19 protein-coding genes are annotated in these 23,895 nt (G+C 72.0%); 11 read left to right on the top strand and 8 right to left on the bottom strand.

The window, feature by feature from the left end:
* Window positions 1–45: 45 nt before the first annotated feature.
* Window positions 46–1,320: a glycoside hydrolase family 18 protein gene (locus HED23_RS21260; RefSeq protein ID WP_203184977.1), complete on the bottom strand. Its 1,275-nt coding sequence runs from the start codon at window positions 1,318–1,320 to the stop codon at window positions 46–48.
* A gap of 395 nt (window positions 1,321–1,715) precedes the next feature.
* Between HED23_RS21260 and HED23_RS21255 the strand changes: the two genes are divergently transcribed.
* Window positions 1,716–2,888 (top strand): acyl-CoA dehydrogenase family protein, encoded by a 1,173-nt coding sequence (locus tag HED23_RS21255; protein ID WP_203184976.1) that lies wholly within the window; start codon window positions 1,716–1,718, stop codon window positions 2,886–2,888.
* 412 nt (window positions 2,889–3,300) lie between these two features.
* Here the strand turns inward: HED23_RS21255 and HED23_RS21250 are convergent, their stop codons facing one another.
* Window positions 3,301–3,720, bottom strand: coding sequence for a hypothetical protein (locus HED23_RS21250; RefSeq protein WP_203184975.1), 420 nt, complete (start codon window positions 3,718–3,720; stop codon window positions 3,301–3,303).
* Between the two features lie 203 nt (window positions 3,721–3,923).
* Between HED23_RS21250 and HED23_RS21245 the strand changes: the two genes are divergently transcribed.
* The 4 genes from HED23_RS21245 (at window position 3,924) to fxsA (ending at window position 8,038) form a co-directional block, all read left to right on the top strand.
* Window positions 3,924–4,364 carry an Lrp/AsnC family transcriptional regulator gene (locus HED23_RS21245; protein ID WP_033304241.1) on the top strand — a complete coding sequence of 147 codons (441 nt, stop codon included), beginning with the start codon at window positions 3,924–3,926 and terminating at the stop codon, window positions 4,362–4,364.
* Window positions 4,365–4,432: 68 nt separating this feature from the next.
* Window positions 4,433–6,073, top strand: coding sequence for an amidohydrolase (locus HED23_RS21240; RefSeq protein ID WP_203184974.1), 1,641 nt, complete (start codon window positions 4,433–4,435; stop codon window positions 6,071–6,073).
* Between the two features lie 535 nt (window positions 6,074–6,608).
* Complete coding sequence (locus HED23_RS21235; protein WP_203184973.1) at window positions 6,609–7,376, top strand: polyprenol monophosphomannose synthase; 768 nt, start codon at window positions 6,609–6,611, stop codon at window positions 7,374–7,376.
* Window positions 7,377–7,444: 68 nt separating this feature from the next.
* Complete coding sequence (gene fxsA, locus HED23_RS21230) at window positions 7,445–8,038, top strand: FxsA family membrane protein (RefSeq protein ID WP_203184972.1); 594 nt, start codon at window positions 7,445–7,447, stop codon at window positions 8,036–8,038.
* Window positions 8,039–8,291: 253 nt separating this feature from the next.
* On the opposite strand, the gene HED23_RS21225 is transcribed toward fxsA, so the two are convergent.
* The 4 genes from HED23_RS21225 to HED23_RS21210 form a co-directional block, all read right to left on the bottom strand.
* Entirely contained in the window at window positions 8,292–8,666 is a 375-nt protein-coding gene (locus HED23_RS21225; RefSeq protein WP_078598328.1) for an RNA polymerase-binding protein RbpA, read from the bottom strand.
* Window positions 8,667–8,930: 264 nt separating this feature from the next.
* Window positions 8,931–10,295, bottom strand: coding sequence for an MFS transporter (locus tag HED23_RS21220; protein WP_203184971.1), 1,365 nt, complete (start codon window positions 10,293–10,295; stop codon window positions 8,931–8,933).
* Window positions 10,296–10,341: 46 nt separating this feature from the next.
* Window positions 10,342–11,106 (bottom strand): glycerophosphodiester phosphodiesterase, encoded by a 765-nt coding sequence (locus HED23_RS21215; RefSeq protein WP_203187581.1) that lies wholly within the window; start codon window positions 11,104–11,106, stop codon window positions 10,342–10,344.
* A gap of 5 nt (window positions 11,107–11,111) precedes the next feature.
* Window positions 11,112–11,780, bottom strand: a complete 669-nt coding sequence (locus HED23_RS21210; RefSeq protein WP_203184970.1) for a YczE/YyaS/YitT family protein — start codon at window positions 11,778–11,780, stop codon at window positions 11,112–11,114.
* Between the two features lie 102 nt (window positions 11,781–11,882).
* On the opposite strand from HED23_RS21210, the gene HED23_RS21205 reads away from it, so the two are divergent.
* Complete coding sequence (locus tag HED23_RS21205) at window positions 11,883–13,382, top strand: PLP-dependent aminotransferase family protein (protein ID WP_203184969.1); 1,500 nt, start codon at window positions 11,883–11,885, stop codon at window positions 13,380–13,382.
* Window positions 13,383–13,394: 12 nt separating this feature from the next.
* On the opposite strand, the gene HED23_RS21200 is transcribed toward HED23_RS21205, so the two are convergent.
* Both HED23_RS21200 and HED23_RS21195 read right to left on the bottom strand, forming a co-directional pair.
* Window positions 13,395–15,008, bottom strand: a complete 1,614-nt coding sequence (locus HED23_RS21200) for an ABC transporter ATP-binding protein (RefSeq protein ID WP_203184968.1) — start codon at window positions 15,006–15,008, stop codon at window positions 13,395–13,397.
* A 37-nt stretch (window positions 15,009–15,045) separates the two neighbouring features.
* Window positions 15,046–15,240, bottom strand: a complete 195-nt coding sequence (locus tag HED23_RS21195) for a hypothetical protein (RefSeq protein ID WP_014044751.1) — start codon at window positions 15,238–15,240, stop codon at window positions 15,046–15,048.
* Window positions 15,241–15,566: 326 nt separating this feature from the next.
* Between HED23_RS21195 and HED23_RS21190 the strand changes: the two genes are divergently transcribed.
* The 5 genes from HED23_RS21190 to HED23_RS21170 all read left to right on the top strand — a co-directional run bounded on the left by HED23_RS21190 (window position 15,567) and on the right by HED23_RS21170 (window position 23,880).
* Window positions 15,567–15,959, top strand: coding sequence for an ankyrin repeat domain-containing protein (locus HED23_RS21190; protein WP_203184967.1), 393 nt, complete (start codon window positions 15,567–15,569; stop codon window positions 15,957–15,959).
* A gap of 242 nt (window positions 15,960–16,201) precedes the next feature.
* On the top strand, window positions 16,202–17,620 hold the full coding sequence (locus tag HED23_RS21185) for a HEAT repeat domain-containing protein (RefSeq protein WP_203184966.1): 1,419 nt from the start codon (window positions 16,202–16,204) through the stop codon (window positions 17,618–17,620).
* Between the two features lie 133 nt (window positions 17,621–17,753).
* Entirely contained in the window at window positions 17,754–18,884 is a 1,131-nt protein-coding gene (locus tag HED23_RS21180; protein WP_203184965.1) for a glycosyltransferase family 4 protein, read from the top strand.
* A complete protein-coding gene (locus tag HED23_RS21175) occupies window positions 18,881–20,272 on the top strand; it encodes a glycosyltransferase (RefSeq protein ID WP_203184964.1) in 1,392 nt (463 codons plus the stop codon). The genes HED23_RS21180 and HED23_RS21175 overlap by 4 nt, the downstream gene beginning before the upstream one ends.
* On the top strand, window positions 20,269–23,880 hold the full coding sequence (locus tag HED23_RS21170) for a hydantoinase B/oxoprolinase family protein (RefSeq protein WP_203184963.1): 3,612 nt from the start codon (window positions 20,269–20,271) through the stop codon (window positions 23,878–23,880). The genes HED23_RS21175 and HED23_RS21170 overlap by 4 nt, the downstream gene beginning before the upstream one ends.
* Window positions 23,881–23,895: the final 15 nt, after the last annotated feature.

The following is a 23,895-nucleotide window of genomic DNA, read 5'->3' as shown; positions in this document are numbered from 1 at the left end:
CACCCCACCCCTGACCCGCCCTGCGGTGCGTGTACCCCGCGAGGGCTAGTTGATGGCCCGGATGAGCTCACCGTCCGTCGTGTCGCCGCTCAGCTCCCAGAAGAAGGTGCCGCCCAGCCCCTGCTGGTTCTTGTAGTCCATCTTCGTGGCGATGGTCGCCGGGGTGTCGTAGCTCCACCAGTTGCTGCCGCAGTGGGCGTACGCCGTGCCGGCAACGGTGCCCGTCGCGGGACAGCTGTTCTTCAGGACCTTGTAGTCCTCGATGCCCGCCTCGTACGTCCCCGGGGCCGCCCCGGTCGCCGTGCCGCCCGGTTCGGACCGGGTCACGCCGGTCCAGCCACGGCCGTAGAAGCCGATGCCCAGCAGCAGCTTCTCCGCCGGGACGCCCAGTCCCTTGAGCTTGGAGATCGCCGCGTCGCTGTTGAAGCCCTCCGTCGGGATGCCCGGGTAGGAGGTCAGCGGTGAGTGCGGAGCCGTCGGACCCTGCGCCGCGAACGCGCCGAAGAAGTCGTAGGTCATCGGGTTGTACCAGTCGAGGTACTGCGCCGCCCCCGCGTAGTCCACCGCGTCGATCTTGCCGCCGTCGGACCCGTCCGCGGTGATGGCCGAGGTGATCAGATTGCCGGTGCCGAACTTCGTCCGCAGCGCGGACAGCAGGTCGCCGTACGCGTCGCGGCCACTGGTGTCGCAGGTCAGGCCGCAGGCGTTCGGGTACTCCCAGTCGATGTCGATCCCGTCGAACACATCAGCCCAGCGCGGGTCCTCGACCAGGCCGTAGCAGGACTCGGCGAAGGCGGCGGGGTTCTGAGCGGCCTCGGCGAAGCCGCCGGACCAACTCCAGCCGCCGAAGGACCAGATGACCTTCAGATCGGGGTGCAGCTTCTTCAGCTTGCGCAACTGGTTGAAGTTGCCGCGCAGTTCCTGGTCCCAGGTGTCCGCGACGCCGTCCACCGACTGGTCGGCCGTGTAGGCCTTCTCGTAGTCGGCGTAGCTGTCCCCGATCGTGCACTTGCCGCCCTGGACGTTGCCGAAGGCGTAGTTGATGTGTGTCAGCTTGTCCGCCGAGCCCGACGTCTCGATGTTCTTGACGTGGTAATCGCGCTGGTACACACCCCAGTTGGTGAAGTATCCGACCACCTTGCCGCCGGCCGCCGTGGGGGCGGCCTCGCTGGCGGTCGGTGCGGAGGCGTCGGAAGCGGCTGAGGCCGCACCCGCGGACGACGTGCCGGCGACGCCGAGGAGAGCGGCTCCGAGTGCGGCCGTGCAGAGGGTGGCGGCGAGCGCCCGGAGGCGGGCGCGAGGACGGTGAAGTCCGGTCATTGTGGCTCCTCGTGGGGGAGGGCTTGGTGTGGGGGGTGCCTGCCCCGTCCGTCCGTGGCCGGCGCGGACGGACTGTCCGTGACTGGCGTGCACGGTCGTTCGCGATTGGCATGGACGCGATGAGGCATCGGGGGAGACCGTAGAAGGACTAGACCAGTTGGGTCAATGGTTCGGACCAATTTCCCTGATCAAGGCCGTCAGTACCCGGTGACGCATGCGCTCCGATCGGGCATACTCAACGCGCCACAGCCGCTGGCCAGCGCCTCCCGTGATCCGGGAAGGCAGGATCGGCTGTGGAGCCGTAGATTTCCGGGCATCGCCCGGGACCACCCGGCGGCGCCGCGCACACCCCGCGCGCGACCGTCGTCACGCCCGACAGGGAGGAGAGCGCCGTCATGTCCGACCGTGCCCCGCAGCCGGTGGAACGCCGTCTGCCCACCGAGGAGTCCCGGCAGCTCGTCGAGCTCGTACGCGACATCGTGTCGAAGGAGATCGCTCCCCGGGCGGCGGAGGAGGAGGAAGCGGGCTCCTTCCCGCGTCCGGTCTTCACCCTGCTGTCCGAAGCCGGTCTGCTCGGACTGCCGTACGACTCCGCACACGGTGGCGGTGACCAGCCGTACGAGGTCTATCTCCAGGTCCTCGAAGAGCTCGCGGCCGCCCGGCTCACCGTCGGCCTCGGCGTGAGCGTCCATTCGCTGGCCTGCCACGCACTCGCGGGATACGGCACAGAGGAGCAGCGGGCCGCGCATCTCCCCTCGATGCTCGCAGGCGGCCTGCTCGGCGCCTACTGCCTCTCCGAACCGGCCTCGGGCTCCGACGCCGCCTCGCTCCGCACCAAGGCCGTGAAGGACGGTGAGGACTGGGTCCTCACCGGGACCAAGGCATGGATCACACACGGCGGCATCGCCGACTTCTACACGGTGCTGGCCCGCACCGGGCAGGAGGGCCCGCGCGGTATCACCGCCTTCCTCGTCCCCGGTGACGCCGAGGGCCTCGACGCGGCCCTGCCCGAGAAGAAGATGGGCATGAAGGGCTCGCCCACCGCCCAGCTGCACTTCGACGGCGTACGGATCTCCGGTGACCGCCGCATCGGTGACGAAGGGCAGGGCTTCGCCATCGCCCTGTCCGCGCTCGACTCGGGCCGGCTGGGAATCGCCGCCTGCGCCGTCGGCGTCGCACAGGCGGCCCTGGACGAGGCGGTCGGATACGCCACCGACCGGCGGCAGTTCGGACGGCCCGTCGCGGACTTCCAGGGGCTGCGCTTCATGCTCGCCGACATGGCCACCCGGATCGAGGCCGGCCGGGCGCTCTACCTGGAAGCGGCACGGCTCCGCGACGCCGGTCTGCCGTTCTCGCGGCAGGCGGCGATGGCGAAACTGTTCTGCACCGATGCGGCCATGCAGGTGACCACCGACGCGGTCCAGGTCCTCGGGGGGTACGGCTACACGCTCGACTTCCCGGTCGAGCGGCTGATGCGCGAGGCCAAGGTGCTCCAGATCGTCGAGGGCACCAATCAGATCCAGCGCATGGTCATCGCCCGTCACCTCGCGGGTCCCGAGACGCGCTGACCCGGGCGGGCCGGTGTCGTCATGATCCTGTTCCACTCCAGGTCATGGCGGCCCGGCAGGGTCCGGCCCGGGCCCTCCCGAAGGCGCGGCACGGCCAGGTGGACGGGCGGATCGGTGGTGTGCGGTACGGACTGCCCGTGGCCTCCAGGGGCGGCGGTCCGGTCCGAGAAGCCGACCTTCCGCGTGCAGGTGCAGGTCCAGGCGCGGCGAGACGGCGGCGGGCGGGGGCGGCCGTTGAACGCAGCGTGCTGATGCAGAGCCAACGCGGATGACGGGCGTCGGGCCACTGTCCGGCCGATTCGCGCGCCCGTTCCTCGGGTGCCGCGGCCACCGGCCGTCCGGTGGACTGTCCGCACCACGCCGGACCGGCCGTCGTGGTGCGTGCAGGGGCGCGCCCTCGGGCGCGGGGACGTCAGGCGGCGTGACGCCGCGTCTGAGGCACGTACCTCAAGGGGCGCGAGCCAGGACCACCGGCGTGCGAGAAGGGCTGCATCCGCCAGTCGAGCCCCTGAGGGAGCGTCAACAGCAGTGCGGTCTCCTGCTCCTGGGCCTCGAGCGACTCGTCGGCCGGCAGGGCCCGGGAGGCGTCGCGGTTGGTGCCCGGGCAGACGGTGAGCACGAACGGATTCCACGGCGTGGGGCACAGCGCGTGCTCGGGAAGTACGTCCTCGTCCGCCAGCAGGGCGATCGGCTGGGCGCAGTCAGGGCAGATCACCCGGTACATCTCGAATGTGTCGTACGCGTCGAGGACGGTGTCCTCGTCCGGATCGGCGTATGCGGCGTATTCGTCGGGTTCCGGTTCGGTACGTCCGGTGAGCTTCAGGCTCTGCATGGGTCTTTCCCCCCTCGGGTCGGCCGGTGAGGCGCCACGGCCTCGGCCACAGCAAGCACTTCCCGCCGGAAGTCGGCCGTAATCGCGAGGCCGTCGGCTACCCACCCGTAAACCTGTGGCATTCGTCACATGCCCCTCGAACGTGCCCTTCCGGGGCTCCCGTGACTGTGCCTGGAGGGACCCGGGGCCATAGATTGATCCGTATGGAGGAGCTGGACCGTCAGATTGTGGAGTTGCTCGTCAAGGACGGGCGGATGAGCTACACCGACCTGGGCAAGGCCACCGGCCTGTCCACCTCGGCCGTTCATCAGCGTGTCCGCCGGCTGGAGCAGCGCGGGGTGATCCGGGGCTACGCCGCGGTCGTCGACCCCGAGGCCGTCGGCCTGCCCCTCACCGCGTTCATCTCGGTGAAACCCTTCGACCCGAGCGCACCCGACGACATCGCCGAACGTCTCGCCGGTGTGCCGGAGCTCGAGGCGTGCCACAGCGTCGCCGGGGACGAGAACTACATCCTCAAGGTGCGGGTCTCCAGCCCCCTGGAGCTCGAGCACCTGCTCACCCGGATCCGTACGCTGGCCGGAGTGTCAACCCGTACGACCGTCGTCCTCTCCACTCCCTACGAGGCTCGGCCCCCGCGCATCTGAGGCCTTCCGCCTCCGTCGCGGAGGGGGGCGGGGGTCGCACCGGTCCCGGCAGGCGCGAGACTGGTCCCATGACCGAGAGCACCGCCCCCCAGAGCGAACACCGCACCGTGCTGCTGCGCGGTGGAGACGTCCACAGCCCCGCCGATCCGTTCGCCACCGCGATGGTCGTCGAACGCGGCCATGTCGCCTGGGTGGGCTCGGAGGGGGCGGCCGACGCTTTCGCGAGCGGTGTCGACGAGGTGGTCGACCTGGAAGGGGCCCTGGTCACCCCGGCCTTCACTGACTCCCACGTCCACACCACATCGACCGGACTCGCGCTCACCGGGCTGGACCTCTCCGGAGCGCGCACGCTCACGGAAGCCCTCGGACTCGTACGTGCGTTCGCGAACAGCCGTGGGGGAGGCGGAGTGATCCTCGGCCACGGCTGGGACGCGGCCCGCTGGCCCGAGCAGCGGCCTCCGTCGCGTGGTGAGCTCGACGAGGCGGCGGGCGGCAGGGCCGTCTACCTGCCCCGGGTGGACGTCCACTCCGCCGTCGTGACCACGGCGCTCCTGGACCTCGTCCCGGGCGTCACCTCGCTGGCCGGCTATCACCCCGACGCCCCCCTGACCGGCGACGCCCACCACGCTGTGCGGGCGGCCGCCCACGCAGCCGTCACGCCGGTGCAGCGGGCGCAGGCCCAACGTGCCGCCCTCGCGCACGCGGCCTCGCTCGGGATCGGCACCGTGCACGAGTGCGCGGGTCCCGAGATCTCGGACGAGGAGGACTTCGTCGGGTTGCTGAAGCTCGCCTCCGAGCAGCCCGGCCCCCGGGTCTTCGGTTACTGGGCCGAGCCCGTCGAGGACGCGAAGGGCGCCCGCCGGATCCGCGAGCTCGGTGCCATCGGTGCGGCCGGTGACCTCTTCGTCGACGGGTCCCTGGGTTCGCACACCGCCCTCCTGCACGATCCGTACGCCGACGCCCCGCACACCGGCACGGGCCGGCTCGACGCCGCGCGGATCGCCGCACACGTGACGGCGTGCACGGAGGCAGGGCTCCAGGCGGGCTTCCACGCCATCGGTGACGCGGCGGTCTCCGCAGTGGTGGCAGGCGTGCGGGCCGCCTCCGAAACCCTCGGACTCGCCCGCGTCCGGGCCGCCAGGCACCGGGTGGAACACGCCGAGATGCTCACCCCGGAGACGATCGCGGCCTTCGCCGAGCTGGGTCTCACCGCCTCCGTACAGCCGGCCTTCGACGCGGCCTGGGGCGGCACCGAAGGAATGTACGCCCGGCGCCTGGGCGCGGAACGCGCCGCGACCCTGAACCCTTACGCGGCCCTGCTGCGCGCCGGCGTGCCCCTCGCGTTCGGCTCCGACAGCCCGGTGACCCCACTGGACCCCTGGGGAACCGTGCGGGCCGCGGCCCACCACCGCACACCGGACCACCGCGTCTCCGTGCGCGCCGGCTTCACCGCCCACACGCGGGGCGGCTGGCGTGCCGTCGGGCGGGACGACGGAGGTGTGCTCGTACCCGGGGCCCCGGCCGACTACGCCGTCTGGCGTACCGGCGAACTGCTGGTACAGGCCCCCGACGACCGGGTGGCGCGATGGTCGACCGACCCCCGCTCCGGCACCCCTGGCCTGCCCGATCTCACCCCCGGGGCGGGGCTCCCGGTGTGCCTGCGCACGGTGGTCTTCGGACAGACTGTCTACGTACGGCCGAACGAGTGACGTCGGTCCGTTTCGTACCGCCGATCGAAGGCGCGGGTGTCTGCCACGACCTGCGAGTCCTCCGTACTGACCAGGCGTTTTCGGGAGAAACGGCAGGTCGGACGACTGTTGACAGAAAGCGCCCAAGGGCCGGTAGGTTCGGCCGGGTCCACCACTGGACGTCCGACCGGTCAGACCTCCACGCAGTCGTCGAACGCCGCTGGGTCATGGGGCGGTGTGCCGCACCGGCGCACCACCGCTGACAGCCAGGTTCAGCGCCCGCGCCTCGGGGGCGGGGGAAGGTTTCGTCCGGACGGCAGGTGCGACCCGGGTGGGGCCCGGAGGTTCAGTAGACAACGGCTCTCGGTCGACCCGCAGCCAGCGGATCCCAGGTCGGCCCGAAGGACACCGGGCCCCGACCCGCAGCGCTGTGCCCTTCTGTCCCCAGTTCCATACTTCTGTCCACGCGGTGCGCGCCGCCTCATGACCGCGTCGGAGTCCGGCCGCGATGTGCTGGATATGGTGTGCACCTGCGTACGGACTTTAAGGGGCAGTAGTGAACGACGGCGGTCAGAGGCAGTTCGGCCCGCTCGGCAGAGTCTTGGTGATCATTCCGACCTACAACGAGGCCGAGAACGTCAAGCTCATCGTCGCCCGGGTGCGCGCCGCCGTTCCGGAAGCGGACATCCTCGTCGCCGACGACAACAGTCCCGACGGCACCGGCAAGGTCGCCGACGAACTCGCGGTCGGCGACACCCAGGTCCACGTCCTGCACCGCAAGGGCAAGGAGGGGCTCGGTGCCGCCTACCTGGCAGGCTTCCGCTGGGGCTCCGAGAACGGCTACGGCGTCCTGGTCGAGATGGACGCCGACGGCTCGCACCAGCCCGAGGAACTGCCCCGGCTCCTCACCGCGCTGAAGGGCGCCGACCTGGTCCTCGGTTCGCGCTGGGTCCCCGGTGGGCGCGTGGTCAACTGGCCCAGGCATCGGGAGATGATCTCGCGCGGCGGGAGCCTCTACTCCCGGATGCTGCTGGGCCTCTCGGTCCGGGACGTAACCGGCGGTTACCGGGCATTCCGCACCGAGACCCTGGACGGTCTCGGTCTCGACGAGGTCGCCTCGCAGGGCTACTGCTTCCAGGTCGACCTCGCCCGGCGGGCCGTCGAGGCGGGGTATCACGTCGTCGAGGTGCCGATCACCTTCATGGAGCGGGAGATCGGCGACTCCAAGATGAGCCGCGACATCCTCGTCGAGGCCCTGTGGCGCGTCACCGGCTGGGGCATCACCGGCCGGGCCAACAAGGCTCTCGGCCGCAAGGCCACCTGACCCCCGGTCCGCGGCCTCTTGATCACCCCCTTATGCCGCTTGCACGCCCGTACAGGCACACTGGGGGCATGACGACCGGCACACCGCCTCCGAACCGTCCACGGCGCTCACGCGCCCGTACCCTCCTGCCGCTGGGCGTCGCCGCCTGGCTGGTGCTGGAGATCTGGCTGCTGACCGTCGTGGCCGGTGCGGCGAACGGCTTCACCGTGCTGCTGATCCTGGTCGCCGGCGCAGTGCTCGGCGCCGCGGTGATCAAGCGCGCCGGAAGGCGCGCCTTCCGCAGCCTCACCGAGACCCTCCAGCAGATGCCGGGGCAGCCCGGCGCTCCCGCCACCCCGGCCGAGGCTCCGGCAGGCAGCAAGGGCAACGGCTTCCTGATGCTGGGCGGCCTGCTCCTGATGATCCCCGGCGTGATCTCCGACGCGGCGGGACTCCTGCTCCTGCTGCCCCCGGTCCGCTCCGTGCTGGGCCGCTACGCGGAACGCTCCCTGGACCGCCGGATGAGGGCGGCGACGCCCGGGGGCCTCTCGGACGCCTTCCAGCAGGCCCGTATCCACCGGCCGGACGGCAAGGTGGTGCAGGGCGAGGTCATCCGTGAGGACGGTGCGCCCGCACGCCCTCGCCCCGACGACGGCCCGGACCGTCCGCCGCTGATCCCCTGACCTACGGCCGCTGATCTCCTGACCCGAAGTGGGCCTGAAGCAGCCGCCGTCCTCCTCCTCGGCTCCGGGGAGAAGGGCGGCGGCTTCCTTCTGTTCGCGGGCGCCCGGCCGTACTCGGGGGCGGGGACAATGCACGGGCAAGGGCGGCTGACCGGGGGCGGGCGTGGAACGGCCCGGACCCGCAAAGAGCCGCGGGCTGCGACACATGTTCTGTGTCGCAGCCCGCGGCTCTGATCTGTGCGGTGTTCCGCGGTCAGGCAGACTTCCTGCTGTCCCGCGGGTGCACGGCGATGTTCATGGCGCCGGAGCGAAGGACCGCCAGCCTCTCGGCCAGCACCTCCTCGAGCTCCTCGCGTGTACGCCGCTCCATGAGCATGTCCCAGTGCGTACGCGCAGGCTTGCCCTTCTTCTCTTCGGGGCCGTCCCCGTCCACCAGGAGTGCCGTGGCGCCGCACGCCTTGCACTCCCATTCCGCCGGAATTTCCGCCTCTACCGAGAACGGCATCTCAAAACGATGTCCGTTCGGGCATGCGTACTCCACCGCCTGGCGCGGGGCCAGATCGATGCCGCGGTCCGTCTCGTAGCTGGTAACCACGAGTCGCGTACCGCGGAGAGCTCGCTCACTCATGAATCGTGCCTCCCGGGCTTGTCGCCCACAGGACAGGTGTCGCTGTCGTCGTCATCCGGTCAACGTCCGGTCGGCGGTAAAGATTCCCGTTGCCGGTCATACGTCGCCCGTCGTGCCGCTGCTTGGTCTGGGTTTACTACCCACCGGTGCCCGGTTTGTCACTTCTAGTGGAAGTTGTCACCCAACGGTTCAACTTCTTCCACTCGCAGTAACGGTCCGCCGGGCAGACCAAAGGCGTACACTACCGGCCTTTCACTTCAACGTCTAAATCCGGTCCGGCACGGGATTGCCCGCGGCGGCCACCGCGGCCCGTACGGGAACCCTCGCCAGGAGCAGGGAGCCGAGCGCGAAGAAGAGCACCAGGGACAGGATCGCGTCCCGGTAACTGCCGGTGAGCTGGTAGCCGAGACCGAAGACCAGGGGCCCCAGCCAGCTGAGTCCCCGGTCGCTCATCTCGTAGGCGGAGAAGTACTCCGCCTCCTTGCCGCGCGGGACCAGGTGCGAGAACAACGACCGCGAAAGAGCCTGACTTCCGCCCATCACCAGGCCGATCGCGGCCGCCAGGGTGTAGAAGAACAGGGGCGCGTCGGCGGGCAGCACGTATGCCGCGGCGAGGATCAGCGTCCAGACGGCGAGGGACGCGAGGATCGTCCGCTTCGCTCCGTACCGCCGGGCGAGCCGCCCCATCCCCAGCGCTCCCGCCACGGCGAGCACCTGTACGAGCAGCACCGCGGTGATGAGGGTCGTCTGGTCGAGGCCGAGCTCCTCGGATCCGTACAGCGAGGCCTGGGAGATCACCGTCTGGATCCCGTCGTTGTAGACCAGGTAGGCGAGCAGGAAGGACAGCGTCAGCGGGTGGCGGCGCATGTCGCGCAGCGTCGCCCGCAACTGCCGCCAGCCGGAACCGACCGCACCGTCACCGCCGGGCGCCACCCGGCGGTCACGCAGCCGCCGCAGCGGTACGAGGGCGAACGCGCCCCACCACACACCGGCCGAGGCGATACAGATCCGGACCGCGTCGGACTCGGACAGTCCGAAGGAGTCGTGGCCCGTGTAGAGGACCAGATTCAGGACGAGGACGAACGCACCCGAGGTGTAGCCGAACGCCCAGCCGCGCGAGGAGACCGCGTCGCGTTCCTCCGGGGTGGAGATCTGCGGCAGATACGCGTTGTACAGGGCCATCGACACGGAGATCGACGCGTTCGCGACGATCAGCAGGAAGGCCCCCAGCAGGTAGCGGTGGCCCTCCAGGAAGAACATGCAGGCCGTGGCCGTCGCGCCCGTGTACGCGGCCGCCGCGAGCAGGGGCTTCTTGCGTCCCGTGCGGTCCGCCGCCGCGCCCACGACCGGCATGACGATCACGGCCACGACGATGGACAACGACACGGCGTACGCGAAGAGCGAGCCCGCCCGCACGGGTATGCCCAGCGGATGCACGAACCCGTCCGCGTCGGCGGCGGCCTTGGCTATCGACGTCAGATAGGGGCCGAGGAAGACCGTGAGGACGCTGGTGGAGTACACCGAGCACGCGAAGTCGTAGAAATACCAGCCCCGTTGCTCGCGTCTGCGCTCGGCGGCCTCGGCCGGCTGCCCGGCCGGGTCCTTCGTTCCCGCGGTACCGGTGCTCACGCCGCGCCCCCTCGTTCGTCCCGTGCGTAGGCGGCAGGCCCGGGCGTCAGGCCCAGGCCCCCCGCTCGCTCAGCACCGTACGCAGCGTCTCGATGTGATCGGTCATGATGCCATCCACCCCGAGGTCCAGGAGCGCCGCCATCCGCTCCGGCTCGTTGACCGTCCAGACGTGCACCTGAAGGCCGCGCGCGTGTGCCGTGCGGACGAAACCCCGGTCCACGACACGTACGCCGTACTGGCTCTCCGGGACCTGCGCGCAGACCGCGCCCGCCCGGAGCGCCGCCGGGATGCCGTACGAGCGCAGCCTCAGGCCGAGGACGCCTCGCACTCCGTAGGAGGTGGCCAGACGCGGACCCGCGAGGCGGTGGGCCCTGGCCACGCGCGCCTCGGAGAACGAACCCACACACACCCGGTCCCAGGCGTCGGTCCTGCGGATCAGGTCGACGAGCGGGACGAGGGCGGGCTCCGCCTTGACGTCGACGTTCCAGCGGGCGTCCGGGAACTCCTCCAGCAGCTCCTCGAAGAGCGGCAGGGGCTCGCTGCCGGCCACCCTCGCCCGGCTCACCGCGCTCCAGGGCAGGCCGGCTATGCGCCCCCGGGAGTCCGTAACCCGGTCCAGGGTCGGGTCGTGGAAGGCGACCAGGCGGCCGTCCGCCGTGGCGTGCACATCGGTCTCGAAATAGCGGTAGCCGAGGTCCGCCGCACGCCGGAACGCGGCTGCGGTGTTCTCCATGCCGTCCGCCGCTCCGCCCCGGTGCGCGAAGGGAATGGCCGAAGGGTGGTCCAGATAGGGGTGGCGCCCCGAGGTCACTGCTGTCACCGCGGAAGTATCGCCCCTCGCGGTGTCCGGCCGGCAACGGCCACGGTGCGGGACTCCGGCGCGGGAAGGTCGAAGAAGCGCAGGAAGAACTGGGCGAGGGGGCCGATGGCAAGGGCGTACAGGACCGTGCCGACGCCGAGGGACCCGCCGAGCAGGAAGCCGGTCACGACCACCGCCACCTCGATCGCGGTGCGCACCAGTCTGATGGACCGGCCCGTGAGCCGGTTCAGGCCCGTCATCAGACCGTCGCGTGGCCCCGGGCCGAAGCGGGCGGAGATGTACAGGCCGGTGGCGACGCCGTTGAGCACGATGCCCGCGGCCATCACCGGGATCTGGGCCCCGAGGCCGTGCACGTCCGGTACGAGGGCGAGCGTGCCGTCCATCGCGATACCGACGGCGAAGACGTTGGAGACGGTGCCCAGTCCCGGGCGCTGCCTGATCGGGATCCACAGGAGCAGGACGACCGCTCCGACGATGATCGAGACGACCCCGATGGAGATACCGGTCCGCTCGGCGAGTCCCTGGTGGAGCACGCCCCACGGTTCGAGCCCGAGTCCGGCGCGGACCAGGAGCGCCGAGCTCGCCCCGTACAGCGCCAGGCCCACGTACAGATGGGTCAGCCGCCGGGTGAGCCTGATGCCCCTCCGGGCGGTGATGTCGGACAACTGGTGCTCCCTGTGGTGGTGGCAGTGGACTGCTTCGTGTCACTCTGTGGCTGGGGATTGGCCGCCAACCATGGCCAATCCGGGAAAGGTGGACTGATTTATATGGCGCAGTGGACTTCGACCGTCGGCGCGGCGCAGCTCGCCCGCCAGCTCCAGGGCCAGCAGGCGCGCCCCCTGACACCAGGCGCCCGTAAGCCGCCCGCCTACCGAGCCCTCGCCGACGGAGTGCGCCTGCTCGTCCTCGAAGGCAGGGTCCCGGTCGCCGCGCGGCTTCCCGCCGAGCGGGAGCTCGCGCTGGCCATGTCCCTCAGCCGGACCACCGTCACCGCCGCGTACGAGGCCCTTCGGGCGGAGGGATTCCTGGAGTCGCGCCGCGGAGCCGGCAGCTGGACCGCGGTCCCGGCGGGCAACCCGCTGCCGGCCCGGGGCCTCGAACCGCTGCCCCCGGAGTCATTGGGCTCGATGATCGACCTGGGGTGCGCCTCGCTGCCCGCCCCGGAGCCGTGGCTGACCCGTGCCGTCCAGGGAGCGTTGGAGGAGCTGCCGCCGTACGCCCACACGCACGGCGACTACCCGGCCGGCCTTCCCGCGCTCCGGCAGATGATCGCGGAGCGCTACACCGGGCACGGCATCCCCACGATGCCCGAACAGATCATGGTCACCACGGGGGCCATGGGAGCCATCGACGCCATCTGCCACCTCTTCGCAGGGCGCGGCGAGCGCATCGCGGTGGAGTCCCCGAGCTACGCCAACATCCTCCAGCTCATGCGCGAGGCGGGCGCCAGGCTGGTGCCCGTGGCCATGGAGGAGGGCCTCGGCGGCTGGGACATGAACCGGTGGCGACAGGTTCTGCGGGACGCCGCGCCGCGGCTCGCCTACGTCGTCGCCGACTTCCACAACCCCACGGGCGCCCTGGCCGACGAGCAGCAGCGCCGCGCCCTCGTCGAGGCGGCCCGCTCGGCGGGCACGGTCCTGGTGGTCGACGAGACCATGCACGAGCTGCATCTGGACGCGGACGTCGAGATGCCGCGCAGGGTCTGCGCGTTCGACCCGGCGGGAAGCACCGTCGTGACCGTCGGCTCCGCGAGCAAGGCCTTCTGGGCCGGCATGCGGATCGGCTGGGTGCGGGCGGCGCCGGACGTCATCCGCAGCCTGGTGGCCGCACGCGCGTACGCCGACATGGGGACACCCGTGCTGGAACAGCTCGCCATCAACTGGCTGTTGAGGTCGGGCGGCTGGGAGCAGGCCGTGGCAGTACGGCGTGAGCAGGCGCGGGAGAACAGGGACGGCCTGGTGCGGGCGCTGCGCCGGGAGCTCCCGGAATGGGAGTTCGAGGTGCCGCGTGGCGGCCTCACCCTGTGGGTGCGTACAGGCGGGCTATCCGGCTCCCGGCTGGCCGTGGCCGGCGAGCGGGTCGGCGTCCGCGTCCCCTCGGGGCCCAGGTTCGGGGTCGACGGGGCGTTCGAGGGATACGTGCGGCTGCCCTTCACCGTGGGCGGCCCCCTGGCGGACGAGGCGGCGCTGCGGCTCGCCGCGGCCGCCGAGCTGGTCGCCTCCGGCGCGAGTGCGGGGGCCGAGGCGCCCCGGACCTTCGTGGCCTGACGCGCCCGGACCTCACCCCTCCGCGACGGCAGGCGTCTTGATCAGCTGATCCGTGCGGACGGACACGGGCTCGTCGGTGTCTTCCGGTGCTTCTTCCGGAGCGGTGCGCTCCACCGCGGGTGCCCCACCGGGCAGCAGGTCGAGCACGGCCTGCCGGTGTACCTCGCTCGTTGCGTCGTCGTACGGGTCAGGGGTGGCCGGTACTTGAAGGCGCATGACGGGACCGCTGCCCAGCCGGGTGTAGCCACGGCCCGGCGGGACGTCCGGGGTGGGCGTGGTGTGCGGCCGGGCGCCCAGGACCGCCTCGACCTGCTCGCGGTCCGCGGGGCCGAGGACGGCGCGTGCCCTGGTGTGGGTCCGTACGGTGCCGGTGAGGGCGTCGAGGCTGTCGAAATGGTCGGCGACGACGACCGTGACCCCGGCGGCGCGGCCGTGCCGCAGCGGCACCTCGAGGAGTTCCTGCGGATCCTGCCTGCCGTCGGCGGCCGCCAGATGACCCAGCGCGCTCGGGCGGTCCAGCAGGATCCACAGGGGGCGCTTGATGTCGTCGGGCTCGGGATGCCCGGCCTGGCGCGCCCGGTTGGCGGCGATGAGCCGCCGCTCGGTCTCGTGCGCCGCCCATTCGAGTGTCGCGAGGGCGCCGCTCAGGCCGCACTCCACGGCCAGCACTCCGTCCCGCCCCTTCAGGAAGCCGTACTCGCCGGTGCCACCGCCCTCCACGACGACGATGTCGCCGTGCTGGAGGGCCTGCAGCGCGAGCGAGCGCATCAGGGTCGTGGTGCCGCTGCCGGGGTGGCCCGCGATCAGCAGATGGGGCTCGGCCGACCGCGCGCCGGTCCGCCAGATCACCGGGGACGCGTCCCGCGTCCCGTCGCCGTCCTGGACCGGAACGGTGCGCCGGACCGCGTCGGCGTCGGTGAAACCCAGCACGGTCTCGCCGGGCGCGGTGACGAAGCGCTGGGCGGCGATCGTCGTGGGGAGCGCGGCGAGCACGGTCATCAGGAGGTGGTTGCTCTCCTCGTCCCAGGCGAAGTGGTACTCGCGTCCCCGGCCCGACTTGGCGTGGAGCACCTGCTCGACCCGGGCGCGTGACGTGGGATCGCCGTCGGTGAAGTACGCCGGGTAGCTCACCTGGAGCCTGGTGAGGCGCCCGTTGCCGTCGAAGGCGTACGAGGTGCCGAACGCCTTCTCCCAGTCGCCGCCGTGGGAGAACAGCGGACCGGGGTCGTCGGACACGGAGAAGTGCGGCACCAGCGCCTCGTACAGGGCCTGGAGCCGTGCGGTCCCCGCCTCGCCGGGGCCGGTGGCCGCGGGGGTGCGGTCGCGCCCCCGCCACGCGGCAGCGCCCATCACCGAGATGAGGGCCAGGAGAGGCCCGTAGGGGATGAGCGCCACCATCAGTACGCAGGCCGCGACGAGGAACAGCGCGTGTCCGCGCCGGTCCTTGGGTGTCGCGGCCCACTTCTGCCGCCCTGCTCCCGCCAGCAGCCGCAGACCACGGGTGACCGTGATCAGAGGATGGAGGACGTCGGTGGCGTTGTCGGCGGCCGTGCGTGCGATCTCGCGACTGCGGGTGATCGAAGCGCTGCCGCTGCTCAGAATGCGGGGGAGTGGTCGCCGGTCCACGTCGGTCTCCTGAAGAGGTGGGAGCGGTTTCGGAGCGTCAGAACTTGATTCCGCCCAGCATGCTGGCGAGGCTCGCCCCACCGGCTGTGATGCTCGGGGCGATGGCTGTGCCGGCCAGGTAGAAGCCGAATAGAGCGCAGATGAGGGCGTGGGACGCCTTGAGCCCGTCCTTCTTGAAGAACAGGAAGACGATGATGCCGAGCAGTACCACGCCCGAGATGGAGAGGATCATGAGCGGTTCTCCTGGTTGAGGGGACAGTCACCATGAGTACTTCCAGGATCACAAGATGTACCTATACGATAAAAGGTGCAACTGAGTGAATACTCTGCGATTTCACTCAAGTGGTGGGCGAAAAGTACTTGCCACGCGAGATCCGTGAGCCGCGCAGGCCAGGCCCCTGCCGGAAAGTGAGGCCCGCGCCGTGATCTTCCGCCGTTCCCGGGCAGGCTGACGACCGGCAGGGAGCAGTACGCTGTCGATTCACTCGTACGGCCCTCCCGCCGTACTCCCCACCAGGTCGGCGACGGCGACCACGGCAATGGAAGGCGGCCCGTCCGATGAGCGAAACCCCCGATCCCGAGGTGGTCGAACTGGCGACCAAGGTCTTCGACCTGGCCCGGCGGGGCGAGAGTGACGCGCTCGCCGCCTACGTCGACGCGGGCGTCCCCGCGAACCTCACCAACGACCGGGGCGACTCCCTGCTCATGCTCGCCGCGTACCACGGGCACGCCCCGGCCGTCGTCGCGCTCGCGGGCCGTGGAGCCGACCCGGACCGCGCCAACGACCGGGGGCAGACCCCGTTGGCCGGAGCCGTCTTCAAGGGCGAGCGCGAAGTGATCGACGCACTGCTCGCCGCAGGGGCCGATCCGGCCGCCGGAACACCCTCCGCCGTGGACACCGCGCGCATGTTCGGCAAGGACGACCTGCTGGAACTCTTCGGTGCGCGCTGAGAGGCGGCCCGGACCACCGGCCGGCCGGTGCGTCGTAAATGTGGTCGCGTCGGCGAAATGGCTGGGTCATCATGACGTCGCGGGTCCGAATCGGGCCACCGACGAGAGGCAGAGGAAGATGAACACCAGGCAGAAGACGGCGGTCGGCCGATCATGTTGCTGCGCGGCCTAGGGGATGTCACCCCGGCACATGGAACAGCACAGTCCCGGTTGCGTCGACAGCTTGATGTGAGGCTTTCCCCATGTTCGATCCGTTCATAGCGCCGAGCGGCACACTGCTCGGCCTGCTGCAGAGGGGCCGCGGCGACGGCACGCTCCACGCGCTCGCCGCCCCGCGCTCCGAGGCCCTCGCGGCTCTCAACCACTGCGTCCTGAGCGATCCGCGTCATGACTGGCAGGTCGAGAACCGCTCCCTCTACTACGCCCGCCTGTACCTCGATCTCGACGGTGGCACCGAGGAGATCGAGCGACACCTGTGGGATGCCGAGGACCACCTCGACACCGACGACTCACGCACGGGTCTCGCGCTCGCCGTGCTGGGGCACCTCGCCTCCTACGGGCGCGACGACGCCCTCGTGCTCCTGCGCCGGTACGCCGCGACCGGGGCCAACTGGGCCTGGGCGCTCGACGAGCTGGCCCTGCGCGACGACGACACCGGGCTCCGCTCCCTCGCCGAGGCGGTGCTCGCCCGCTTCCCCGCCACACCGGAGGGCACCGCCGAGCTGGCCGCCACCGTGCGGGACGCCTTCGAGCCCCGCCCCTGGCGGCTCTGGGCGGACGACCCGCGTGAAACGGTCGGCGCCCGGGTCAGGGCAGCCACGGAGCAGGGCTCCTTCGACCGATGGCAGCGGCAGATGCGGCCGGGCGGACCTCGCCCCGGCTGGAGCGTGCAGGCCGTCTTCGACTGGGCGCAGGAAGGGCTGGAACGCGGCAGCGCGCTCCACGTCCCCGCCGCCCGGTGCCTCTCCGCGGTTGCCGGGGCCGAGGACCGTCCCCTGATCGTCGAGGCCGCCCGCAGCGGCTCCGAGGGGGCGCGCTGTGCCGCACTGCACTATCTGGCCGAGGCCCAGGATCCTGCCGTGCTCGACCTGATCGAACAGGCGGTCGTAGGCCCGTCCCACACCGTCGCCGAGGCGGCCGTGGCCGCCTTCGAGCGCATGTGCGGGGAAGAGGCGGTCGGCCGGGCCCGGCGCTGGGCCCACCGGCCCGACGCCCTCGGAGCCTCGGCGGCCGGAGCCCTGGCCTGCCGCGGCGCCGCACAGGACGCCCCGCTCGTCCTCGCGGCGCTGCGCGAGGCGGTCAGGGGCGAAGGCCCCGACACCCCCCGTCTGTCGACCCTCGTCGACGGAACGGGACGCCTCGGCATCGCCTGTGCAGCACCCGTACTGCGCCATGTGTACCGGGAGACGTCCTCCTCGCACCTGCGCGGCCGGGCCGCCCGGGCGCTGGCCGCCACCGACCCGTCCTTCGCCAGTGGATTCGCCGTCGAATGCCTCTGGGACTGCGAGGAGACCACCCGGGAGCTGGCCGCACACCACGCGGAGACCGGGGACATCCGGGTCGCGGAACGGCTGAGGCGTCTCGCCGCCGACCCGGCCGAGGAGGCCGAGGTCCAGACAGCCGTACGCAGCAGGATCGGACCGGACGCACCCGCCGTCTGAACCGGCGCTCCGCCGACACCCGGAGCCCGGATGCCGCGCGTCGGGGGCGCGCGGCGCAAACGCTCATAGGACGTTCCCCGGGCGGACAGATCCAAGTCGGCCAGGGCATGCCCGGCGCGGTGACAACACCCTCATGCGTGTCGTCATCGTCACCGAATCCTTCCCTCCCGACGTCAACGGTGTGGCCCACTGCACCCTGCAGACCGCCCGGCACCTCGCCGCCCGCGGCCACCAGCCGCTCGTCATCGCCCCGGCCGGGGCGACGGCCTCCGCCGGCTCCACGTCCACCGGTGATCCCTGCCCCGTGGTACGCGTCCCCTCGCTGCCCCTGCCCGGCTACCCCCAGGTCCGCGTGGCCCTGCCCGGCCGGAGGCTCGCCGCCGCGCTCACCGGCCACCGCGCCGAACTCGTCCACCTGGCCGGCCCGTTCGTCCTCGGTGTGCGGGGCATGGCGGTCGCCGCCCGGCTCGGACTGCCCGCCGTAGCCGTCTACCAGACCGATCTGGCAGGCTACGCCCGCACGTATCTGGGTACGGGCGAGAACGTCGCCTGGCGCCGTATGCGGGCCGTGCACAGCGCCGCCGACCTCACCCTCGCCCCCTCCTCGGCCGCCCTGCGCGACCTCACCGACAACGGTGTGCCCCGGGTGCGGCTCTGGCCGCGCGGAGTGGACACCGTCCGGTTCCGCCCCGGTCTGCGCGACGAAGCCCTGCGCCGCGCCCTCGCCCCCGGCGGAGAGAAGATCATCGGGTACGCGGGGCGGCTCGCCCCCGAGAAGCACGTCGAACTCCTCGCCGGTGCCTGCTCGCTGCCGGGAGTGCGTGTCGTGGTCGTCGGCGACGGACCGAGCGAGGTGTCGCTGCGCCAGGCGCTTCCCGGCGCGGTGTTCCTGGGACGGCGCACGGGGGACGACCTCGCCCGGTTCTTCGCCTCCCTCGACGTCTTCGTGCACACCGGGCCGTACGAGACCTTCTGCCAGACCGTGCAGGAGGCGATGGCGTCCGGGGTCCCGGTCGTCGCCCCGGCGGCCGGCGGTCCGCTCGACCTCGTCGCCCACGGGAGCACCGGGCTTCTGGTGCCTCCCCACGACGCGGAGGCGGTACGGGCGGCGGTGGCCGCGCTCCTCACGGATCCCGCCCGCGCCGAGGACTTCGGCCGGACCGCGCGGGCCGCGGTCGAGGGCCGCACCTGGGAAGCCGTCGGCGACCAGCTCCTGGGCCACTACGACGAGGTCCTCGGCGGCCGGACGGTGGTGGCGGCGTGAACGGCCACAGCCGTGACGGGCTCAGGATCGTGCGGCTGGCGAACTTCGTCACGCCCGCATCGGGCGGCCTGCGCACCGCGCTCGACGAGCTCGGGCGAGGCTATCTCGCGGCGGGCCACGAGCCGGTGCTGATCGTCCCCGGCGCCGACGCGAGTGACAGACGTACACCGCAGGGCAGGGTCGTCACCCTGCCCGGGCCGGTGCTGCCCGGCAGCGGGGGCTACCGGGTGCCGGCCGACCGGGGACGGCTGCGCGGCCTCCTGGCGGAGCTCCGGCCCGACCGCCTGGAGGTGTCCGACCGGACCACGCTGCGATGGACGGGGGAGTGGGCACGCCGTGCCCGCGTCCCCGCCGTCATGGTGTCCCACGAGACGGCCGACGGGGTGCTCCGCGCCTGGGGCGCGCCCCAGGCGGTGGCGGTACGGACCGCCGACCGGCTGAACGCGCGCAGTGCCCACGCGTACGCCCGGATCGTGTGCACCACCGAATGGGCGGAGCGCGAGTTCGTGCGGATCGGCGTGCGCAACGTGGTGCGTGCCCGGCTCGGAGTGGACCTGCGGCGCTTCCGCCCCGAGCTCCGCAGCCCGGCGCTGCGCGCCCGCCACCTGCGCGGTGAGGACGTCCTGCTGCTGCTCGGCTCACGGCTCTCCGTGGAGAAGCGTCCGGGCCGGGCGCTGGACGCGCTGGCGGCGCTGCGGCACCTGGGGGTGCGGGCGGCCCTGGTGGTGGCGGGGGACGGTCCGCTGCGTGCGCGACTGGAGAGCAGGGCGCGGGCCGAGCGGCTGCCGGCCGAGTTCCTGGGGCATGTGGCCGACCGCGCGGAACTGGCACGCCTCCAGGCGAGCGCCGACCTGTGCGTCGCGCCGGGGCCGGCGGAGACCTTCGGACTGTCGGCCCTGGAGGCGCTCGCCTGCGGCACCCCGGTCGTGGCCAGCGGCAGCTCCGCGCTCCCGGAGGTGATCGGCTCGGCCGGACTGGCCGCCGCCGACACCGGCCGGGCGTTCGCAGGCCAGCGCACCGCCGACGACCGGCTCCACCCCGCGGAGCGGGGCCACCGCCGACTGGCCGCCGGTTTCCACCAACTGCTCGCGGAACGGGGACTCGCCATCGGTGCCCCGCCCGGCCTCGAACCGCAGCAGCCGCCGCCGACCCGCGTCGCCTCGGTGTTCTGGCTGGCCACCGAGGGCACCGGCTGGCTTGCCCGGCGCAGCACGGATCTGCTGCCCCAGCTGCTGGGGCTCGCGACGGCCGAAGCCGTCCACCGGGTGCGCGGCACGAGCGGCCGGCTCGACGCCCGGGCCGAGCGGGCGCTGCTCGACGCGCTGGACGACCTGCCCCGTACGCCCTTCGTGCGAGGGTTCGTCCCCCGCGCCAGAATGGAGGGGTGACCGGACGCTGGGAGTTCTGGATCGACCGCGGCGGAACCTTCACGGACGTGGTGGGACGAGACCCCGGCGGCCGGCTGATCTCCCGGAAGCTGCTGTCGCACGACCCCGGCCGTTACCCCGACGCGGCCGTCGCCGGAATCCGGCTGCTGCTCGGTCTCGGCCCCCGCGACCCGGTCCCCGCGGACCGGGTCGCGGGCGTCAAGATGGGTACGACCGTCGCCACCAACGCCCTCCTGGAGCGGCGCGGCGAGCCGACCGTCCTGGTCATCACCGAAGGCTTCCGGGACGCTCTGCGGATCGCGTACCAGAACCGGCCGCACCTCTTCGACCGCCGCATCCTGCTCCCCGAGGCGGTGTACGACCGGGTCATCGAGGTCCCGGAACGCGTGGACGCCCGGGGAGCGGTCGTGAAGCCCCTCGACCGTGCCGCGGTGGCCGCGCGGCTACGCGCGGCCGCCGGGGACGGGATCCGGGCCGCGGCCGTCGTCCTCATGCACGGCTACCGCCACCCGGAACACGAGAAGGCGGTCGCGGAGGAAGCCGGAGGAGCGGGCTTCACCCAGGTCAGCTGTTCCCACGAGGTCAGCCCGCTGATCAAGCTCGTCCCTCGTGGCGACACCACCGTCGTCGACGCCTACCTCTCCCCGATCCTGCGCCGATATGTGGAGGAGGTGGCCGGCGAACTCGCGGGCATCCGGCTCATGTTCATGCAGTCCAACGGCGGGCTGCGCGAAGCCGCGCACTTCCGGGGCAAGGACGCGGTGCTCTCCGGCCCGGCCGGAGGCGTCGTGGGCATGGTGCGTACGTCCGGGCAGGCGGGCTACGACCGTGTCATCGGCTTCGACATGGGCGGCACCTCCACCGATGTCTCCCACTACGCGGGCGAGTTCGAACGCGAGCTCGGGACCCAGGTGGCGGGGGTGCGGATGAGCGCGCCCATGATGAGCATCCACACCGTCGCCGCCGGCGGCGGGTCCGTCCTGCACTTCGACGGGAGGCGCTACCGGGTCGGCCCCGACTCGGCCGGTGCCGACCCCGGGCCCGCCTGTTACCGCCGGCGCGGGCCGCTCACCGTCACCGACGCCAATGTGATGCTCGGCCGCATCCGCCCAGAGCACTTCCCCGCCGTCTTCGGCCCCGACGGCGACCAGCGGCTGGACGCCGCTCTCGTGGAACGGCTCTTCGGCGAACTGGCCGAGGAGGTCTCGGCCGCCACAGGTGACAGCCGTACGGCCGCCGAGGTCGCCGCGGGCTTCCTGGAGATCGCGGTGCTGAACATGGCGAACGCGGTCAAGAAGATCTCCGTCCAACGGGGCCACGACATCACCCGCTACGCGCTCACCGGCTTCGGCGGAGCCGGAGGACAGCACGTCTGTGCCGTCGCCGACGCCCTGGGCATCGACACGGTCCTCGTACCGCCGCTCGCCGGGGTCCTCTCCGCGTACGGCATCGGTCTCGCCGACGCCACCGCGATGCGCGAGCAGTCCGTCGAAGCGGCACTGGACGAGGAGACGGGGAGCAGGGTGCGCGGCATCTGCGACAGCCTGGCGGAGCGCACCCGCGCCGAACTCCGCGCCGACGGCCTCCCCGACAGCGCCATCGGCACCCGCGCGCGGATCCTCCTGCGCTACGCCGGCACGGACGCCGCGCTGCCCGTCGCCCACGGCACCGTGGCCGCCATGTCCGAGGCGTTCGGCGAGATCCACCGGGCGCGTTACGGATTCACCATGGACAAGCCCCTGGTCGTCGAGGCCGTCTCCGTGGAGGCCACCGGCACGGCCGGACCGCACACCCCGCCCCAGGCCGGCGCGCGCGCGGGGGAAGGCCCGGTCCGGCCCCTCGGCAGCGTGCGGATGTTCGGCGGGGACGGATGGCGGGACGCCGGCCTGTACCGCCGCGCGACACTGCGCGCCGAGGACACCGTGAGCGGCCCGGCCGTCGTCACCGAGGACGACGCCACCACCGTCGTCGACCCCGGCTGGCAGGCCACGGCGGGCCCGGCCGGACACCTCGTGCTGCGCCGCTCAGAGCCGAGGCCGGGGCGGACCGCCGTCGGCACCCGTGTGGACCCGGTCATGCTCGAAGTGTTCAACAACCTCTTCATGTCGATCGCCGAACAGATGGGCGTACGACTGGAGAACACGGCGCACTCCGTCAACATCAAGGAACGGCTGGACTTCTCGTGCGCACTGTTCGACGCGGACGGCAACCTGGTGGCCAACGCCCCGCACATCCCGGTCCACCTGGGTTCGATGGGGGAGTCCATCAAGGAGGTGCTGCGGCGCAACGAGGGATCTCTCCGGCCCGGTGACGTGTACGCCGTCAACGACCCGTACCACGGCGGGACCCACCTGCCGGACGTGACCGTCGTGACGCCCGTGTTCGACCAGCCGGCCCGAGGCGAGGAGAGCCGGCTGCGCTTCCTCGTGGCGTCGCGCGGCCACCACGCGGAGATCGGCGGCATCACCCCCGGCTCCATGCCCGCGTTCAGCCGTACGGTCGACGAGGAGGGCGTCCTGTTCGACAACTGGCTGCTGGTGCGCGACGGAGCCCTCCTCGAGGCGGAGACCAGGCAGCTGCTCACGACCGCCGCCCACCCCTCGCGAGACCCGGACACCAACCTCGCCGACCTGCGCGCCCAGATCGCGGCCAACGAGAAAGGCATCACGGAACTGCGGCGTATGACGGAGCAGTTCGGCCAGGACGTCGTCGAGGCATACATGGGGCACGTCCAGGCCAACGCCGAGGAGTCCGTGCGCCGGATCGTGGCCGGACTGCGCGACGGCTCCTGCCGCTACGAGACCGACAACGGCGCCGTGATCGAGGTGAGCGTGACCGTGGACCGCGACGTCCGCCGGGCCGTCCTCGACTTCGCGGGCACGTCCCCGCAGCAGACCGGCAACTTCAACGCCCCGAGATCCGTGGTCATGGCCGCCGTCCTCTATGTGTTCCGGACACTCGTCGAGGAGGACATCCCGCTCAACAGCGGCTGCCTGAAACCCCTGGACATCCGTGTCCCGGACGGATCGATGCTGTCCCCCGTCCACCCGGCGGCGACCGTCGCCGGCAACGTCGAGACCTCCCAGGCCGTCACCGGCGCCCTCTACGCGGCCCTGGGCGTCCAGGCGGAGGGATCCGGGACCATGAACAACCTCACCTTCGGCAACGACCGGGTCCAGTACTACGAGACCGTCGCGAGCGGCTCCGGCGCAGGCGACGGATTCGACGGGGCCGACGCCGTGCAGACCCACATGACCAACTCCCGGCTCACCGACCCCGAGATCCTCGAATGGCGCTACCCGGTACTGCTGGAGAGCTTCGGCGTACGCGAGGACAGCGCAGGACCGGGCCGGTGGCACGGAGGCCGCGGGGTGGAACGTCGGATCCGCTTCCTCGAACCCGTCACCGTCGCCCTCCTGTCGGGGCACCGCCGGGTTCCGCCGTACGGCATGGCGGGTGGCGGCCCCGGAGCTCTCGGCGAGCAGTACGTCGAGCGGGCCGACGGCACTACGGTGACCCCGCTCGAAGGCCGTGACACGGCGGAGCTGGAGACCGGGGACGTCCTGGTGCTGCGCACCCCCGGAGGCGGCGGTTACGGGCGGCCGTGACCGGTCGCTTCTGCG

The organism is Streptomyces pratensis, assembly GCF_016804005.1.
GTDB lineage: Bacteria > Actinomycetota > Actinomycetes > Streptomycetales > Streptomycetaceae > Streptomyces > Streptomyces pratensis_A.
This window is presented reverse-complemented; position numbering and strand designations above follow the sequence as displayed.

Excerpts from the sequence above, each read along its gene's own strand:
- HED23_RS21260 (WP_203184977.1), bottom strand. The coding sequence starts at position 1,320 with ATGACCGGACTTCACCGTCCTCGCGCCCGCCTCCGGGCGCTCGCCGCC.
- HED23_RS21255 (WP_203184976.1), top strand. The coding sequence starts at position 1,716 with ATGTCCGACCGTGCCCCGCAGCCGGTGGAACGCCGTCTGCCCACCGAG.
- HED23_RS21250 (WP_203184975.1), bottom strand. The coding sequence starts at position 3,720 with ATGCAGAGCCTGAAGCTCACCGGACGTACCGAACCGGAACCCGACGAA.
- HED23_RS21245 (WP_033304241.1), top strand. The coding sequence starts at position 3,924 with ATGGAGGAGCTGGACCGTCAGATTGTGGAGTTGCTCGTCAAGGACGGG.
- HED23_RS21240 (WP_203184974.1), top strand. The coding sequence starts at position 4,433 with ATGACCGAGAGCACCGCCCCCCAGAGCGAACACCGCACCGTGCTGCTG.
- fxsA (WP_203184972.1), top strand. The coding sequence starts at position 7,445 with ATGACGACCGGCACACCGCCTCCGAACCGTCCACGGCGCTCACGCGCC.
- HED23_RS21225 (WP_078598328.1), bottom strand. The coding sequence starts at position 8,666 with ATGAGTGAGCGAGCTCTCCGCGGTACGCGACTCGTGGTTACCAGCTAC.
- HED23_RS21205 (WP_203184969.1), top strand. The coding sequence starts at position 11,883 with ATGGCGCAGTGGACTTCGACCGTCGGCGCGGCGCAGCTCGCCCGCCAG.
- HED23_RS21195 (WP_014044751.1), bottom strand. The coding sequence starts at position 15,240 with ATGATCCTCTCCATCTCGGGCGTGGTACTGCTCGGCATCATCGTCTTC.
- HED23_RS21190 (WP_203184967.1), top strand. The coding sequence starts at position 15,567 with ATGAGCGAAACCCCCGATCCCGAGGTGGTCGAACTGGCGACCAAGGTC.
- HED23_RS21185 (WP_203184966.1), top strand. The coding sequence starts at position 16,202 with ATGTTCGATCCGTTCATAGCGCCGAGCGGCACACTGCTCGGCCTGCTG.
- HED23_RS21180 (WP_203184965.1), top strand. The coding sequence starts at position 17,754 with ATGCGTGTCGTCATCGTCACCGAATCCTTCCCTCCCGACGTCAACGGT.